At 67.5% G+C, this 15,821-nt stretch carries 15 protein-coding genes; 8 read left to right on the top strand and 7 right to left on the bottom strand.

Going from position 1 to position 15,821, the window contains the following annotated elements:
• Positions 1 to 54 precede the first annotated feature (54 nt).
• The 7 genes from ACR80S_RS16410 to fabB all read left to right on the top strand — a co-directional run bounded on the left by ACR80S_RS16410 (position 55) and on the right by fabB (position 6,668).
• A complete protein-coding gene (locus ACR80S_RS16410; RefSeq protein ID WP_435403831.1) occupies positions 55 to 846 on the top strand; it encodes an SDR family NAD(P)-dependent oxidoreductase in 792 nt (263 codons plus the stop codon).
• The gene (locus ACR80S_RS16405) at positions 843 to 2,198 is read left to right on the top strand and encodes an NAD(P)/FAD-dependent oxidoreductase (protein WP_435403830.1); all 1,356 of its coding nucleotides are present in this window, start codon (positions 843 to 845) and stop codon (positions 2,196 to 2,198) included. The genes ACR80S_RS16410 and ACR80S_RS16405 overlap by 4 nt, the downstream gene beginning before the upstream one ends.
• Positions 2,195 to 3,022 (top strand): DUF1365 domain-containing protein, encoded by an 828-nt coding sequence (locus ACR80S_RS16400; protein ID WP_435401162.1) that lies wholly within the window; start codon positions 2,195 to 2,197, stop codon positions 3,020 to 3,022. Before ACR80S_RS16405 ends, ACR80S_RS16400 begins: the two co-directional genes overlap by 4 nt.
• Entirely contained in the window at positions 3,019 to 4,290 is a 1,272-nt protein-coding gene (locus tag ACR80S_RS16395) for a class I SAM-dependent methyltransferase (RefSeq protein WP_435401161.1), read from the top strand. Before ACR80S_RS16400 ends, ACR80S_RS16395 begins: the two co-directional genes overlap by 4 nt.
• Before the next feature lie 21 nt (positions 4,291 to 4,311).
• Positions 4,312 to 4,848 carry a DUF2878 domain-containing protein gene (locus ACR80S_RS16390; protein WP_435403844.1) on the top strand — a complete coding sequence of 179 codons (537 nt, stop codon included), beginning with the start codon at positions 4,312 to 4,314 and terminating at the stop codon, positions 4,846 to 4,848.
• A 72-nt stretch (positions 4,849 to 4,920) separates the two neighbouring features.
• Positions 4,921 to 5,436 (top strand): 3-hydroxyacyl-[acyl-carrier-protein] dehydratase FabA, encoded by a 516-nt coding sequence (gene fabA, locus ACR80S_RS16385; protein WP_435401160.1) that lies wholly within the window; start codon positions 4,921 to 4,923, stop codon positions 5,434 to 5,436.
• A 14-nt stretch (positions 5,437 to 5,450) separates the two neighbouring features.
• Positions 5,451 to 6,668, top strand: a complete 1,218-nt coding sequence (fabB, locus tag ACR80S_RS16380; protein WP_435401159.1) for a beta-ketoacyl-ACP synthase I — start codon at positions 5,451 to 5,453, stop codon at positions 6,666 to 6,668.
• Positions 6,669 to 6,794: 126 nt separating this feature from the next.
• On the opposite strand, the gene ACR80S_RS16375 is transcribed toward fabB, so the two are convergent.
• From ACR80S_RS16375 to ACR80S_RS16360, 4 genes are all read right to left on the bottom strand, one after another.
• Positions 6,795 to 7,559: a lysophospholipid acyltransferase family protein gene (locus tag ACR80S_RS16375; RefSeq protein ID WP_435401158.1), complete on the bottom strand. Its 765-nt coding sequence runs from the start codon at positions 7,557 to 7,559 to the stop codon at positions 6,795 to 6,797.
• Positions 7,556 to 8,449: a sugar nucleotide-binding protein gene (locus ACR80S_RS16370; RefSeq protein ID WP_435401157.1), complete on the bottom strand. Its 894-nt coding sequence runs from the start codon at positions 8,447 to 8,449 to the stop codon at positions 7,556 to 7,558. Before ACR80S_RS16370 ends, ACR80S_RS16375 begins: the two co-directional genes overlap by 4 nt.
• A gap of 36 nt (positions 8,450 to 8,485) precedes the next feature.
• A complete protein-coding gene (locus ACR80S_RS16365) occupies positions 8,486 to 9,124 on the bottom strand; it encodes a single-stranded DNA-binding protein (protein WP_435403829.1) in 639 nt (212 codons plus the stop codon).
• A gap of 99 nt (positions 9,125 to 9,223) precedes the next feature.
• Positions 9,224 to 10,612 (bottom strand): MFS transporter, encoded by a 1,389-nt coding sequence (locus ACR80S_RS16360; protein WP_435401155.1) that lies wholly within the window; start codon positions 10,610 to 10,612, stop codon positions 9,224 to 9,226.
• 161 nt (positions 10,613 to 10,773) lie between these two features.
• Here ACR80S_RS16360 and uvrA point away from each other — a divergent pair, with 161 nt between their 5' ends.
• Positions 10,774 to 13,626 (top strand): excinuclease ABC subunit UvrA, encoded by a 2,853-nt coding sequence (uvrA, locus tag ACR80S_RS16355; RefSeq protein WP_435401154.1) that lies wholly within the window; start codon positions 10,774 to 10,776, stop codon positions 13,624 to 13,626.
• 60 nt (positions 13,627 to 13,686) lie between these two features.
• On the opposite strand, the gene rplQ is transcribed toward uvrA, so the two are convergent.
• From rplQ to rpsD, 3 genes are all read right to left on the bottom strand, one after another.
• Positions 13,687 to 14,079 carry a 50S ribosomal protein L17 gene (rplQ, locus tag ACR80S_RS16350; protein WP_435401153.1) on the bottom strand — a complete coding sequence of 131 codons (393 nt, stop codon included), beginning with the start codon at positions 14,077 to 14,079 and terminating at the stop codon, positions 13,687 to 13,689.
• A gap of 39 nt (positions 14,080 to 14,118) precedes the next feature.
• Positions 14,119 to 15,117, bottom strand: coding sequence for a DNA-directed RNA polymerase subunit alpha (locus ACR80S_RS16345; RefSeq protein WP_435401152.1), 999 nt, complete (start codon positions 15,115 to 15,117; stop codon positions 14,119 to 14,121).
• Between the two features lie 80 nt (positions 15,118 to 15,197).
• Positions 15,198 to 15,818 carry a 30S ribosomal protein S4 gene (gene rpsD / locus ACR80S_RS16340; RefSeq protein ID WP_435401151.1) on the bottom strand — a complete coding sequence of 207 codons (621 nt, stop codon included), beginning with the start codon at positions 15,816 to 15,818 and terminating at the stop codon, positions 15,198 to 15,200.
• Positions 15,819 to 15,821: the final 3 nt, after the last annotated feature.

Raw genomic sequence — 15,821 nt, 5'->3', positions numbered from 1 at the left:
GTGGACTGCGGCGGCCAACCATCCCGGCCGAGGTTGCCGGACTCAGGAGGCCCCATGCCACTCCACGGCAAGCAACGCATCTGGCTTACCGGCGCCACCTCCGGCATCGGCCACGCCCTCGCCGAGCGCCTACTGGCGGATGGCCACCGGGTGGCGCTGAGTGCGCGGGGCGAGCCCGAACTCCGGGCGCTGGTCGCCGGGCGCGACAACGCCCTGCTACTGCCCCTCGACGTGAGCGACCGTCAAGCGGTGACCCGCGCCGGTGAGCGCATCGCCGCGGATTTCGGCGGCCTCGACTTGGCGCTGCTCAACGCCGGCACCTGTGAATACCTGGATGCGCAACGCTTCGACGTCGCGCTGGTGGAGCGGGTCTTCGCCCCCAACTTCTTTGGCGCCGTCTACTGTATCGATGCCGCCCTGCCGTTGCTTCGCCGGTCCCGCGCCGAGGGTGGCCGCCCGCTGCTGGCCGCAACGTCAAGCTCCGCGGCCTATCTGCCCCTGCCCCGCGCCGAGGCCTACGGCGCCTCCAAGGCGGCGCTCAGCCACTTTCTAGAATCCCTTCGCCTGGACCTCCACGCCGAGGGTATCGGCGTCAGCCTGATCCACCCCGGCTTCGTGAAGACCCCGCTCACCGATCGCAACGACTTCCCGATGCCGATGCGCATCGGGGTCGAGCAAGCCGTGGAGGCGATCCTCGACGGGCTCTCGCGCCGCCGCCTGGATATCCACTTCCCGCGCCGTTTCACCCTGCTGTTGAAACTGATGGGCATCATGCCCCCCTCGCTGCGCCACCGCCTCGGCCTGCGCTTGGTACGCCCGGCCACCACGTCGGAGATAGCCCCATGACCGCTTTTCATCGCCACCCCGGGGCGCCAGAGCCGGAGCGCCGCATCGCCGTGATCGGCAGTGGCATCGGCGGCATGGCCGCCGCCTGGTACCTGTCGAGCCGCCACCGGGTGACGCTCTTCGAGGCCGCCGACCGCCTGGGCGGCCACACCGCCACCATGGATGTCGAATTCGAGGGCCGCCACTACGCCATCGACACCGGCTTTATCGTTTTCAACGACTGGACCTACCCCCACTTCCAGAGTCTGCTGGCCCGGCTCCGGGTGCTCACCCAGCCCACCGAGATGAGTTTCTCGGTCCACGAGACCTCCCGCGACTTCGAGTACAACGGCCACACCCTGGCGAGCCTGTTCGCCCAGCGTCGCAACCTGCTGCGCCCGAGCTTCTACCGCCTGCTGCGCGACATCCTTCGCTTCAATCGCGAGGCGACCCAAGCCCTCGAGAGCGGCAGCCTGGACCCGGCCATGGCCCTCGGCGAGTGGCTCGACGCCGGCGGTTACGGCGCGACCTTTCAGCGCCATTACCTGCTGCCTATGGGGGCCGCCATCTGGTCGGCGAGCCTTCAGGACCTGCGCGACTTCCCGCTGCAGTTCTTCGTGCGCTTCTTTCGCCACCACGGCCTGCTCTCGGTGAGCAATCGCCCCCAGTGGTACACCCTGATGGGCGGCTCACGCAGCTACATTCCGGCGCTGACCGCGCCCTACGCGGGCCGCATCCGACTCTCGACCCCGGTGCGCGGCATCCGCCGTCTGGCCGATGGCGTAGAGGTCCGCAGCGACACCGGCACTGAGCGCTTCGACGAGGTGGTACTGGCCTGCCACGCCGACCAGGCCCTGGGCCTGCTGGAGGATCCTACTACCGCCGAGCGCGAGGTCCTCGGCGCGCTGCCCTACCAGGACAACGAGGTGGTGCTGCACACCGATACCCGGTTGCTGCCGCGCCGCCGCCGCGCCTGGGCGAGCTGGAACTACCGCCTCGACGGACGCGGCGAGGGCGAGCGCATCTCAGTGACCTACGACATGAATATTCTCCAGCGCCTGGAGTCCCCCCACACCTTCTGCGTGACCCTCAATGACGGCGACGCCATCGACCCGGCCAAGGTGCTGGGCCGCTATACCTACGCTCACCCCCAGTTCACCCTGGCCGGCGAGGCGGCCAAGGCGCGCCACGCCGAGATCTCCGGCCCCGCCTTCCGTACCCACTACTGCGGCGCCTACTGGCGCAACGGCTTCCATGAGGACGGCGTGTGGAGCGCGCTGCGGGTCGCCCGCGGCCTAGGCTGTGACGAGGACTCGCCCCGCCCCGGCGAGACCGGCTGGGCGCCTGAGGCCCTCGAGGGCGCGGTGGCATGAGCACCACGCCCCGCTCGCGCATCTATCGTGGCACCCTGCGCCACCGCCGCTACCTGCCACGCCACCACGCCTTCAGCTACCGGGTGTGGATGGCCTGGCTGGATCTGGATGAGCTGCCCGAGCTGTTCGACGGCGTCCCGGGTTTCAGCGCCCGCCGCCCGGCCCTGGCGCGCTTCCGCCGCGAGGACTATCTCAAGGACGAACTCAAGGACGAACTCAAGGACGACCTCAAGGACGATCTCACCTCCCATGACCGGCCGCTGAAGCAGGCGGTGCGGGAGGAGCTCACGCGCCAGCTCGGCTTCGCTCCGGAGGGACGCATCTGCCTGCTGACCCAGCTGCGCACCCTGGGGGTCGGCATCAACCCGGTCTCGCTCTACTACGCCTTCGATGCCGATGGCGAACTGCGCGCCGTGCTCGGTGAGGTGACCAATGTGCCATGGGGCGAGCGCGCCCGTTATGCCTGCGCCGTCGAACCAGGCCGCCATAGCCACGAGGCCACCTTCGCCAAGACGATGCACGTCTCCCCCTTCAACCCCATGGACATGACCTACCGCTGGCGCTTCAACACGCCGGACGAGCGGCTGATGATGCACATGGAGACCTGGCAGGGAGACGCGCGTCCCTTCGACGCCACCCTGACCCTGGAGGCCCGCCCGGCGACCCGCGGCGTGCTGCTGGGCACCCTGGCACGCCAGCCTTGGATCAGCCTCAAGACCCTGGCCGGCATCCACTTCGAGGCGCTGCGACTGTGGCTCAAGCGCGTGCCGATCCATGACCACCCCGGTCCTGACCCGAGTACCCGTAAGGAGAGTTCGTCGTGAACACCCTGCGCTCCGCAAGCACCAACCGGCCCCTCGTGGAGGAGCCCGATCGCCTGACCCGCTGGCTGCGGCCGCGGCTGCTGAAGCAGCTGGACCGCCTGGAGGGCGGCCAGGTCACCCTGATCGAGGGACACCGCCGCCACCGCCTCGGCCAGGGCGGCCCCCTCAACGTGACTCTGGTGGTGCGCGACACCCGCGCCTGGAAGCGCCTGGCGCTGGGCGGCACCGTGGGGGCCGCCGAGGCCTACATGGACGGCGACTGGGACGTCGACGACCTGGTCGCCCTGGTGCGGCTGCTCGCTGCCAACCTGGAGCGGGTCAACGGCGAGATGGAGAACGGCACGGCGCGACTGGGGCGCTGGCTGATGGCCGCCCTTTACCACCTGCAGCGCAACAGCCTGAAGGGCTCGCGGCGCAATATCGCCGCCCACTACGATATCGGCAATGAGCTGTTCGCCACCTTCCTGGACGAGCACCATCTGATGTATTCCAGCGCGGTGTTCCCCCACCCGGAGGCGAGCCTGGAGGAGGCCTCCACCTTCAAGCTGGACCTGATGCTCGACCGCCTCGACGTGCGCCACCAGCACCACCTGCTGGAGATCGGGACCGGCTGGGGCGGGCTGGCCATCCACGCCGCCCGCACCCGCGGCTGCCGAGTCACCACCACCACCATCTCCGAGGAGCAGTACGCCCATACCGCCCGGCGCATCGAGGAGGAGGGCCTGGGCGACCGCATCACCCTGCTCAAGCTGGATTACCGGGAGCTCGAAGGTCGCTTCGATCGGCTGATCTCGGTGGAGATGATCGAGGCGGTGGGTCACCAGTACCTGGACACCTACCTGGCCACCCTGGATCGCCTGCTGACCGACGACGGCATGGCCATGCTGCAGGCCATCACCATCCGCGACCAGCGCTTCGAGGCGGCCAAGCGCGAGATGGACTTCATCAAGCGCTACATCTTTCCGGGCGGCTTCCTGCCCTCTCACCGCGCCATCCTCGACGGCCTGGCCCGGCGCACCTCCCTCAACGTGCTGGCCATGGACGAGATCGGCACCCACTATGCGCGCACCCTGCGCGAATGGCGCCACCGCTTCGAGGCCAACCTCGAGCGGGTGCGCAAGCTGGGTTATGACGAGCGTTTCATCCGCATGTGGCGCTACTACCTCTGCTACTGCGAGGGCGGCTTCCTGGAGCGCAGCATCGGCACCTGCCACCTGCTGTTGGCCAAGCCCGGGGCTCGCCCCGCTCCCCTTACCGGGAGTCACTGAGCGATGGCCTTGCCGTCGGCCCTGCGCCGGCCCGGCACCCGCCGGGCCCTGCTCAACCTGGTGGCCTTTGAACTGGGCTGGATGGCCTGCGTGCTGGGGGGCTCCTGGATCGCGGCACTGGCCGCCGCCGTCGTGCTGACCCTTCACCTGGTCTGGCAGGCGCGGCCCGGCGAGTGGCGCTGGCTAGTGGGCTTTGCGGCGCTGGGGCTCGTGGTGGACGGGGGGCTGACGCTGGCCGGCGGCTTCGACTTCGGCGACCAGCCGCTGATGTTCGGGGTGCTGCCGCTGTGGATATGGCTCCTCTGGCCGCTGTTCGCCACCCTGCTGCACCACTCGCTCGCCTGGCTATGGCAGCGCCCCTGGCTCGCCGTGCTGGGGGGCGCCATCAGCGGCCCGGCCTCCTATTACGCCGGTGCCCGCCTGGCCGATGTGGCCCTCGCGCCCTGGCTGCTGCCGGCCCAGGCGCTGGTGTGGGGTCTGCTCTGCCTGTGGCTATGTCGTCTCCTGGGTCAAGGTTCCAAGCGCGCCTGGCGTGCATTCCCCCTGCGCGGACAGTAGACTTACCGTCTGTCACCTGGCGGCGGCCTGTCGCCTGCCGTGCACAATACCTTCGACCTTCGGAATGACCCAGTGACCAAGCAACACTCCTTTGATCGCGACGAACTGCTTGCCTGCTCCCGCGGCGAGCTGTTCGGCCCGGGTAACGCCCAGCTCCCTGCTCCCAACATGCTGATGCTCGACCGCATTACTCGCATCTACGAGGATGGCGGTGATTTCGGCAAGGGCGAGCTGATCGCCGAGTTGGATATCGACCCCAAGCTCTGGTTCTTCGAGTGCCACTTCCCCGGCGACCCGGTGATGCCCGGCTGCCTGGGCCTCGATGCCATGTGGCAGCTGGTCGGCTTCTACCTGGGCTGGCTCGGCCATCCGGGGCGCGGACGCGCCCTGGGCTGTGGCGAGGTGAAGTTCACCGGCCAAATCCTCCCCGAGGCCAGCAAGGTCACCTACAAGATCGACATCAAGCGCATCATCACCCGGCGCCTGATTCTCGGCATCGCCGACGGTACCGTGTCGGTCGATGGCCGCGACATCTACCAGGCCACCGACCTGCGTGTCGGCCTGTTCACTTCCACCGCGAACTTCTGAATCAGGAGGCTCCCATGCGACGAGTGGTAGTCACCGGTCTGGGCATCGTGTCCTGCCTGGGCAACGACCGTCAGGCCGTTCTCGAGGCGCTCAAGGAAGGGCGCTCGGGTATTCGTTTCAAGGAGGAGTATGCCGAGCGTGGCTTCCGCAGCCAGGTTGCCGGCAGCGTCGACATCGACCTCGACGCGCTCATCGACCGCAAGCTGCGCCGCTTCATGGGTGATGCCGCGGCCTACGCCTACGTCTCCATGGCCCAGGCCGTCGAGGATTCGGGGCTGGCCCCGGAGATGGTTTCTCACGAGCGTACCGGCCTGATCGCCGGCTCCGGCGGCGCCTCAAGCGCTAACCAGGTGGAGGCCGCCGATCTGATGCGCGAAAAGGGCCTGCGCCGCGTGGGGCCCTACCGGGTCACCCGCACCATGGGCAGCACCGTTTCCGCCTGCCTGGCCACGCCGTTCAAGATCAAGGGCATCAACTACTCCATCTCCTCGGCCTGCGCCACCTCGGCCCACTGCATCGGCAGCGCCATGGAGCAGATCCAGATGGGCAAGCAGGACGTGGTCTTCGCCGGCGGCGGCGAAGAGGAGCACTGGACCCTCTCCTGCCTGTTCGACGCCATGGGCGCGCTCTCCACCCAGTACAACGACACCCCCGACAAGGCCTCGCGCCCCTATGACCAGGCCCGCGACGGCTTCGTCATCGCCGGCGGTGGCGGCATGCTGGTGCTCGAGGAGCTGGAACACGCCCGCGCACGCGGAGCGAAGATCTATGCGGAAGTCGTGGGTTACGGTGCCACTTCCGACGGCCACGACATGGTCGCCCCCTCAGGAGATGGCGCGGTGCGCTGCATGCGCCAGGCCATGGCCACGGTGGAGGGCAAGATCGACTACATCAACACCCACGGCACCTCCACCCCGGTGGGCGATGTGGCCGAGCTCAAGGCGATCCGTGAGGTGTTCGGCGACAGCACGCCGGCCATGAGCTCCACCAAGTCGCTCACCGGCCACTCGCTGGGCGCTACCGGCGTGCAGGAGGCGATCTACGCGCTGCTGATGATGGAGAACGACTTCATCGCCGCCTCGGCCAATATCGAGACCCTCGACGAGCAGGCCGACGGCTTCGACATCGTCATGCAGCGTCGCGACGGCGTGAAGGTCGAGCGGGTGCTCTCCAACAGCTTCGGCTTCGGCGGCACCAACGCGTGCCTGGTGCTGGAAAGGTTCACGGACTGACATTCCGGGACTGAGTCCCACGGGCCGACCGAGCGTCGGCCCAACGCAAGGAGGCGCCCTTCGGGGCGCCTCCTTGCGTTGGTGGAGTCTTTGGATTGACAGGCATTGCGTTCGCGAGGCCTCGACTCAGACCGCATTCTTCTCGGCGGTGGCCGGCGGCGTCGGCGAGGCTGGCCGCGGCACCTCGGAGATCTCGGCCAGCCTCGCCTCGATCCAGGCCTCCACCTCGACCATCACCTCCTCCGGGGAGCGCCCGGTAGTCTCGATGGCCTCGCCCACCACCAGCGACAGCCGCCCCGGGTTCTTGACCCAGTGGCGCCCCGGCCAGCGCTCGCCGGCGTTGTGGGCGATCGGCAACACCGGTACGCCGGCGCGACAGGCGATCACCGCGCCTCCCTTGTTGTAGCGCTTGCGCTGCCCCGGCGCGACCCGGGTCCCCTCCGGAAAGATCAGCACCGAGAGCCCCTCCTCCAGACGCTGCCTGCCCTGGGTGAGCACCTGCTTCATGGCCCGGGCCGGCCGACTGCGATCCAGGGCGATGGGGTGAAGCAGGCGCAGCCCCCAGCCGAACAGCGGAATCCTCAGCAGCTCCTGCTTGAGCACGGTACAGATCGGCGGCTTGAGGACCTGCAGGTAGATGGTCTCCCACTCGCTCTGGTGGTTGGAGAGGATCACGCAGGGGCCTGCAGGCAGGCGCTCGCGCCCACGGATCTCGTAGCGCACCCCGCACGCCCAGCGAAACCAGGCGGTGATCAGGTGGTTGTAGACGTTGAGCAGGCGGTAGCGGCTGCTCAACGGCAGCAGCGGCGCCAGCGGCACGAACAGCAGGCCGCTCACCAGCATGATGAGGAAGTAGCCGACGTAGAAGAGCAGGCTGCGCAGGGCATTCATGAGGGCGATGGCTCCTGCGGCGGCTCATGGTAGCGATGGTTGACCTCGCACCAGGCGTCGAGCATCCGTCCCACCTCCAGCCGCCAGGGCTTCTGATGGACGCCGAACACCTCGAGCACCCGCCGGCAGTTGAGCACCCGCCGCAGCGGATGGTCGTGGTGGTGGTGCAGGGCCTTCACCTCCCCCAGGGCAGCCGGCTCGCCGAGCCCCTCGAGACGGGTCGCCAGCTGGGTGCGCACCATGGAGACGAAGGTGTAGACGCTGATCGGCTCGGTGCCGGCCAGGTGGTAGCTGCCCCAGGCCTCGGCGCCGCAGTGCTGCTGCTGGAGCATGCCGATCAGCGACATGGCCACGGCGTCGGCGGAGGTGGGACAGCAGGTGACGTCGGCCTCGCCGCGCACCTCCCGTCCCGCCACCAGGGTGTCGATCAATTCCCCCAGCCAGGCGTGACCGCCCTCCAGGGCGAACAGCGGCCCCAGGCGCACGATCAGGTGCCGCGGGTACTCCGCACGGATGCGATCGCCGGTGACCACCAGGCGACGCAGGCTCTCGTCCCGGGGCCGTGGGATGACGTGCTCGTCGATGGGCTCGGCGAAGCCGTCCTCGTAGAGCTGGTCGGAGACGCACCACACCAGCGGCACTCCGGCCTCCCGGCACACCTCCATGCAGTGCTCTACCGCCTCGGCGTGGGCGGACACCTCGGCCGGCGCGGCTCGGATGGGCCGCGAGAGCGGGGGAATGATCAGGGCATCCGGCGCCACCTCGGCAAGCCGCTCGGCATCGAGCACGCTGCCGGTGTCGATGACCAGTTCGGTATCGCTACGCCGATTGACCTCCCGGGCCAGCGCCAGGCTCAGGCAGTGGCCGGCATCCAGTATCAGCAGCTTCACTCGTGCTCCTCCCTGCCACCGACGGGTCGCTGCATCCTAGAATGGGATCTCGTCATCGAAGTCGTCGAAGCTGCCCGGATCCGGCGCCCCGTAGTTGCTCTGCTGGTTGCCCTGCTGCTTGCCTGGTTGACCGCCCTGGGGCTGCCCGGCCGGCGGGGTCGGGGCGGGACGCTGCTGGGGCTGAGCTGGCGGCTGGGACTGGCCGCCATAGCCGCCGCCCTGCTGCTGGGGAGCACCGCCATAGCCGCCCTGCTGAGGAGCGCCGCCGTATTGGCCGCCCTGGGGGGGCATGTTGACGCCCTGGGGCGCCCCACCGCCCTGGAAGTCACCGCCACCGGCCCGGGAGTCGAGCATCTGCATGTCGTTGACCACGATCTCGGTGCTGTAGCGATCCTGGCCGTCCTGCCCCTGCCACTTGCGGGTCTGGAGGCGACCCTCGACGTAGATGCGCGAGCCTTTCTTGAGGTATTGCTGGCCGATCTCGGCCAGCTTGTTGAACATCACCAGGGTATGCCACTCGGTGCGCTCCTGGCGCTGGCCGGATTGCTTGTCCATCCAGGTATCGGTGGTGGCCAGCCGCAGGTTGGCCACCGGGGCCCCGGAGGGCAGGAAGCGAACCTCGGGATCCTGTCCCAGGTTGCCGATCAGAATGACCTTGTTGACGCCACGGGCCATGTTGGACTCCTTGCTGTCATGAATGCTTGGGGCTGCAGGCAGGCCTGCAGGATGGCGCATCGAGCGCCTGCTTGCGAGCCAGACGTGGCGGGCCCGCCATCAGGCCCGCTCTTTGGGATTATCGATCACTCTCGCCAGGGCCTCTTCATCGAGGTGCCGGCGGTCCACCTTGAGATAGGCCAGTCGCTCCTCGGGGACCACCAGCACGTCCTCGACCCCGGCCACCTCGGCGAAACGTGCCGCCAGGCTCTCGAGGGCCGCGCCCTGGTGCTCGCCGTCCAGCGCCACCACCTCGCTGGCCAGGTGGGGTGGCGGCGTCATGCCCGCCATCAGCGCCAGCCACACCAGCCCCAGCAGGCCGCAGCCGACGAACACCGCGGCCAATCCCCACTGCTGGGCGAGGAAGCCGCCCAGCACCCCGCCCAGGAAGGCGCCCAGGAACTGGCTGGTGGAGTAGACCCCCATGGCGGTGCCCTTGGCCCCCGCCGGCGCTAGCTTGCTGAGCATCGAGGGCAGGGTGGCCTCGAGCAGGTTGAAGGCGATGAAGAACAGCAGCAACCAGCCGAACAGGCTCCACAACCCGTCGCCCAGGCCGGCCAACCCGCCGAGGCTAAGGCTGATGGCGCCGATGGCCAGCAGGCACATCGCCTTCATCTGGCGGCGCTTCTCGGCCAGGATCACCAACGGCACCATGCCGGCGAAGGCCAGCAGCATGACGCCCAGATAGGTGAGCCCGTGACGCTCCACCGCGATCCCGGCCTCCACCAGCCGGAAGGGGACGGCGACAAAGATGGCCATCAGGATCAGGTGCAGGGCGAAGATGGAGAGATCCAGGCGCAGCAGGTCAGGACGACCCAGGGTTGCGGTCAGCTGGCTGCGCTCGATGCCCACGTCGCGGTGCTGCAGGCGGCGCGGCGCGGGAGGGACCAGCTTCCACAGCACCAGCAGGCCCAGAGTGGCCAGCGCCGCGGTGAACCAGAACACCGCCGAGAGGCCAAAGCTGGCGGCCAGCCAGGGGCCCAGCACCATGGCCAGGGCGAAGGCCACGCCGATGGAGAGCCCGATGGTGGCCATGGCCGCGGTGCGCACCTGCTCGCGGGTCTGGTCGGCGAGCAGCGCCATGATGGCGGCGGCCACCGCCCCGCTGCCCTGAAGGCTGCGTCCCAGGATTACTCCGCCGATGGACTCGGCGTTCGCCGCCACCACGCTGCCGATCAAGAACAGCAGCAGGCCGAAGGCAATCACCGGCTTGCGACCGAGACGATCGGAGAGCGCGCCGAAAGGGATCTGCAACAGCGCCTGCGTTAGGCCATAGACGCCCAGCGCCAGCCCCACCATCAGCGGGGTGGCGCCGGCGAGGTCGTCGGCGTAGAGCGCCAGCACCGGCAGCACCATGAACAGGCCCAGCATGCGCGTGGCGTAGAGGCTGGCCAACCCGGTAATGGCGCGCCGCTCGCTGGACAGCAGCAGCCCGGAAACCTTTCGCATAGGGAGGATGACGTTCCATGCTCGGGTGCATTGCACCCCTGAGTGAAGCGCATATTCTAGCGGCTCGCCGCCACCCAGGGAAAGCCGCGTCCCGACGCCACTTTGCCGCCACGGCAGCCGGCCCCGTATAATCGCTCTTTTGCCGTGCGCCCGAGGTGGGAATGGACAGGATTCTGGTGAGGGGTGCCCGCACCCACAACCTGAAGGATATCGATGTCGAGCTGCCCCGCGACGCTCTGATCGTGGTCACCGGGCTCTCCGGCTCGGGCAAGTCGTCGCTGGCCTTCGACACCCTCTACGCTGAGGGGCAGCGCCGCTACGTGGAGTCGCTCTCCACCTATGCGCGACAGTTCCTGTCGATGATGGAGAAGCCCGACGTCGACCATATCGAGGGGTTGTCACCGGCGATCTCCATCGAACAGAAGTCCACCTCCCACAACCCCCGCTCCACCGTGGGCACCATCACCGAGATCTATGACTACCTGCGCCTGCTGTTCGCCCGCACCGGCACTCCCCGCTGCCCGGAGCACGGCGAGGACCTGGAAGCCCAGACGGTCTCCCAGATGGTCGACCAGGTGCTGGCGCTGCCGGAGGGCAGCAAGCTGATGCTGCTGGCCCCGGTGGTCAAGGGACGCAAGGGCGAGCACCTGCAGCTGCTGGCGGAGCTTCGCGCCCAGGGCTTCGTGCGGGCCATGGTCAATGGCCAGGTGCTCGAGCTGGACGACATCGCGCCCCTGGACAAGAACAAGAAGCACGATATCAGCGTGGTGGTGGACCGCATCAAGGTCCGCGAGGGGCTCCAGCAGCGCCTGGCGGAGTCCTTCGAGACGGCGCTGGGCCTCTCCGACGGTATCGCCATGGTCCACTTCATGGACGGCGAGCGCGACGATCTGGCTTTCTCGGCGCGCTTCGCCTGCCCGGTATGCGGCTACTCCATCGCCGAGCTCGAGCCGCGCATGTTCTCCTTCAACAACCCGGCCGGCGCCTGCCCAAGCTGCGACGGCCTCGGGGTGCAGCAGGTATTCGACCCGGACAAGCTGATCAGCCACCCGGAGCTCTCCCTGGCCGAGGGCGTCATCAAGGGCTGGGATCGGCGCAGCGTCTTCTACTTCAACCAGCTGCAGTCGGTGGCGGAGCACTACCGTTTCACCCTGGAGACCCCCTGGCAGGCGTTGGCGCGTCATGAGCGCGAGGTGATCCTCCACGGCAGCGGCCACGACGAGATCGCCTTCCACTACGTCAACGACCGGGGCCGCAAGGTGACCCGCCAGCACCCCTTCGAGGGGGTGCTGCCCAACCTGAAGCGCCGCTACCGCGAGACCGAGTCCAACATGGTCCGCGAGGAGCTGGCCCGCTACATCGCCGTGCAGCCCTGCCCCACCTGCCATGGCTCGCGGCTGCGCAAGGAGTCGCGTCACGTCTTCATCGACGAACGCAATTTGCCGGAGATGGTTCGGCTGCCCATCGGCGAAGCCTGGACCTACTTCAAGACGCTGACGCTGCCGGGGCGGCGCGGCGAGATCGCCGTGAAGATCATCAACGAGATCCACGCCCGCCTGGAGTTCCTGGTCAACGTGGGGCTCGACTACCTCAACCTGGAGCGCAGCGCCGAGACCCTCTCCGGCGGCGAGGCCCAGCGCATCCGCCTGGCCAGCCAGATCGGCGCCGGCCTGGTGGGGGTCATGTACATCCTCGACGAACCCTCCATCGGCCTGCACCAGCGCGACAACGACCGCCTTCTCAAGACCCTGGAGCGCCTGCGCGACCTGGGTAACACCGTGATCGTGGTGGAGCACGACGAGGATGCCATTCGCGCCGCGGACCACGTGCTGGATATCGGCCCGGGGGCCGGCGTCCACGGCGGGCGCATCGTCGCCCAGGGCACCCCCGAGGCGGTGATGGCCAATCCCGACTCCCTCACCGGCCAGTACCTGGTCGGCACCCGGCGCATCGAGGTGCCGCCGTGGCGGATTCCCGGCAACCCGGAGAAGGTGCTGCGCCTGGTGGGCGCGACCGGCAACAACCTCCAGGACGTCACCCTCGAGCTGCCCCTGGGGCTGTTTATTTGCGTCACCGGCGTCTCGGGCTCCGGCAAGTCGACGCTGATCAATTCGACCCTGATGCCCATCGCCGCCCGGGAGCTCAACCACGCCACCAGCCTGACCCCGGGGCCCCATGAGCGCATCGAGGGGCTCGACCAGCTCGACAAGGTCATCGACATCGACCAGAGCCCCATCGGCCGCACCCCGCGCTCCAATCCCGCCACCTACACCGGCATCTTCACGCCGATCCGCGAGCTCTTCGCCGGCACCCAGGAGGCGCGTTCCCGCGGCTACAAACCGGGGCGCTTCTCGTTCAACGTCAAGGGCGGGCGCTGCGAGGCGTGCCAGGGCGAGGGGATGATCAAGGTGGAGATGCACTTCCTGCCGGACATCTACGTGCCCTGCGACGTCTGCAAGGGCAAGCGCTACAACCGCGAGACTCTGGAGATCCAGTACAAGGGCAAGACCATCGACGAGGTGCTGGGGATGACCGTGGAGGAGGCGCTGGCGTTCTTCAGCCCGGTGCCGGCCATCGCCCGGCGCCTGCAGACCCTGCTCGACGTGGGACTTTCCTACATCCGCCTCGGGCAGAGCGCCACCACACTCTCCGGCGGCGAGGCCCAGCGGGTCAAGCTGGCCCGGGAGCTGGCCAAGCGCGACACCGGCAAGACGCTCTACATCCTCGACGAGCCCACCACCGGGCTGCACTTCGAGGACATCCGCCAGCTGCTCACCGTGCTCCACCGCCTGCGCGACCACGGCAACACTATCGTGGTGATCGAGCACAACCTGGACGTGATCAAGACCGCCGACTGGGTGGTCGACCTGGGCCCCGAGGGCGGCTCCGGCGGCGGGCGCATCATCGCCGAGGGCACCCCGGAGCAGGTGGCGAAGATGGACGCCTCCCACACCGGGCGCTTCCTCAAGCCGCTACTGGAACGCGCCCGACAGCACAAGGCCGAACCGGCATAAAAAACCGGCCCCTCTCGAGGGGCCGGTTTGGCGTACCGTAGCCGGAAACGCGGTCGAGGATCACTCCTCGGCGGCGTCTTCCTCGACCTCGACGACCGGACGGTCGACGAGTTCGATATAGGCCATGGGCGCGTTGTCGCCGGTGCGGAAGCCGCACTTGAGAATACGGACATAACCGCCCGGACGCTCGACGTAACGCGGACCCAGCTCGTTGAACAGCTTGCCCACCGCTTCCTTGGAACGGGTGCGGGAGAAAGCCAGACGACGATTGGCTACGCTATCCTGCTTGGCCAGAGTGATGAGCGGTTCGATGACGCGACGCAGCTCCTTGGCCTTGGGCAGGGTTGTCTTGATGACCTCGTGCTCGATCAACGACACGCTCATGTTCTTGAACATGGCCTGGCGGTGCGAGCTGGTCCGATTGAGGTGACGACCACTCTTACGATGACGCATGGGTGTGATTCCTTACCAAACTGGGACTCGAGTCGGCGCTCACGCGGAGGCCTTGTCGTCCTTCAGGCTAGCCGGCGGCCAGTTTTCCAGCCGCATGCCCAGGGAAAGACCGCGCGCTGCAAGGACGTCCTTGATCTCGTTCAGGGACTTCTTGCCGAGGTTCGGCGTCTTCAACAGCTCCACCTCGGTGCGCTGGATCAGATCGCCGATGTAGTAGATATTCTCGGCCTTCAGGCAGTTGGCGCTGCGAACGGTCAACTCGAGATCGTCTACGGGGCGCAGCAGGATCGGATCGATATGATCCTCTTCCTCCTCCACTTCCTGTTCCTTGTCGGCTTCCAGATCGACGAACGCAGCCAGCTGATCCTGCAGGATGGTCGCGCTGCGACGGATCGCCTCTTCGGGATCCAGGGTACCGTCGGTTTCCAGGTTGATGATCAACTTGTCGAGGTCGGTGCGCTGTTCGACACGCGCGGCCTCGACGGAGTAGGAAACCCGACGCACGGGGCTGAAGGTCGCATCCAGCTGCAGGCGGCCGATGGCACGAGACTCATCGTCGGCGCCAAGGCGAGCGTCTGCCGGCTCATAGCCGCGGCCGAGGGCCACCTTGAGCTGCATCTTGAGCTCGGCACCCTCGTTGACATGGGCGATGACGTGCTCGGGGTTGACGATCTCGACGTCGTGGTCGAGGGCGATATCACCCGCCGTGACGACGGCCGGGCCCTGCTTGTTCAGCGAGAGCACCGCCTCATCGCGGGTGTGCATCTTGATCGCCACGTCCTTGAGATTCAGGAGGATCTCGATGACATCTTCCTGGACCCCTTCGATCGCGCTGTACTCGTGATCGACACCGCTGATCTCGGCTTCCACCACGGCACAGCCGGGCATGGACGAGAGCAGAATGCGACGCAGTGCGTTGCCCAGGGTGTGGCCGAAGCCACGCTCGAAGGGCTCGAGCACGATCTTCGCGTGATGTGCGCTGATCTCTTCGACCTTGATGTCGCGCGGACGAAGAAACTCGTTCACTGAACGCTGCATATGTACACCTTTCAGGCTGCCAAACGGATACTCGGTACTCTGAGCCGGCCCCCACTCGGGGGGCCGGGCGCTAGCAGCGCTTACTTGGAGTACAGCTCGACGATCAGGGCCTCGTTGATGTCGGCTGTCAGGTCGCCGCGCTCGGGCAGCGCCTTGAACGTGCCTTCCATCTTCTTGGCGTCGATCTCGATCCAGGCCACATCGCCGCGGTTGGCGGCCAGGGCCAGGGCATTCTGGATGCGCGCCTGGTTCTTCGATTTCTCGCGAACGGAGACAACGTCACCGGGCTTGACCTGGTAGGAGGCCACGTTGACGGTCTTGCCGTTCACGGCGATGGCCTTGTGGCTGACCAGCTGCCGAGCTTCGGAGCGGGTCGAGCCGTAGCCCATGCGGTAGACGACGTTGTCCAGTCGGGATTCGAGGAGCTGCAGCAACACTTCGCCGGTCGCGCCCTTGAGACGGGCCGCTTCCTTGTAGTAGTTGCGGAACTGCTTCTCGAGTACGCCATACATGCGACGTACTTTCTGCTTCTCGCGAAGCTGCAAGCCGTATTCGGAAATACGCTGACGGCGCTGGCCGTGCACACCCGGAATCTGCTCGGATTTGCACTTCTTCTCGAAGGGGGTCACACCACTCTTCAGAAAGAGATCGGTGCCTTCCCGACGAGACAGTTTGCACTTCGGTCCAATGTAACGAGCCATGAA

Source organism: Halomonas salsilacus (genome assembly GCF_051216275.1).
Lineage (GTDB): Bacteria > Pseudomonadota > Gammaproteobacteria > Pseudomonadales > Halomonadaceae > Halomonas.
Note: the sequence above shows the minus strand (reverse complement) of the source record. Positions and strands in the feature narration are given on the sequence as shown.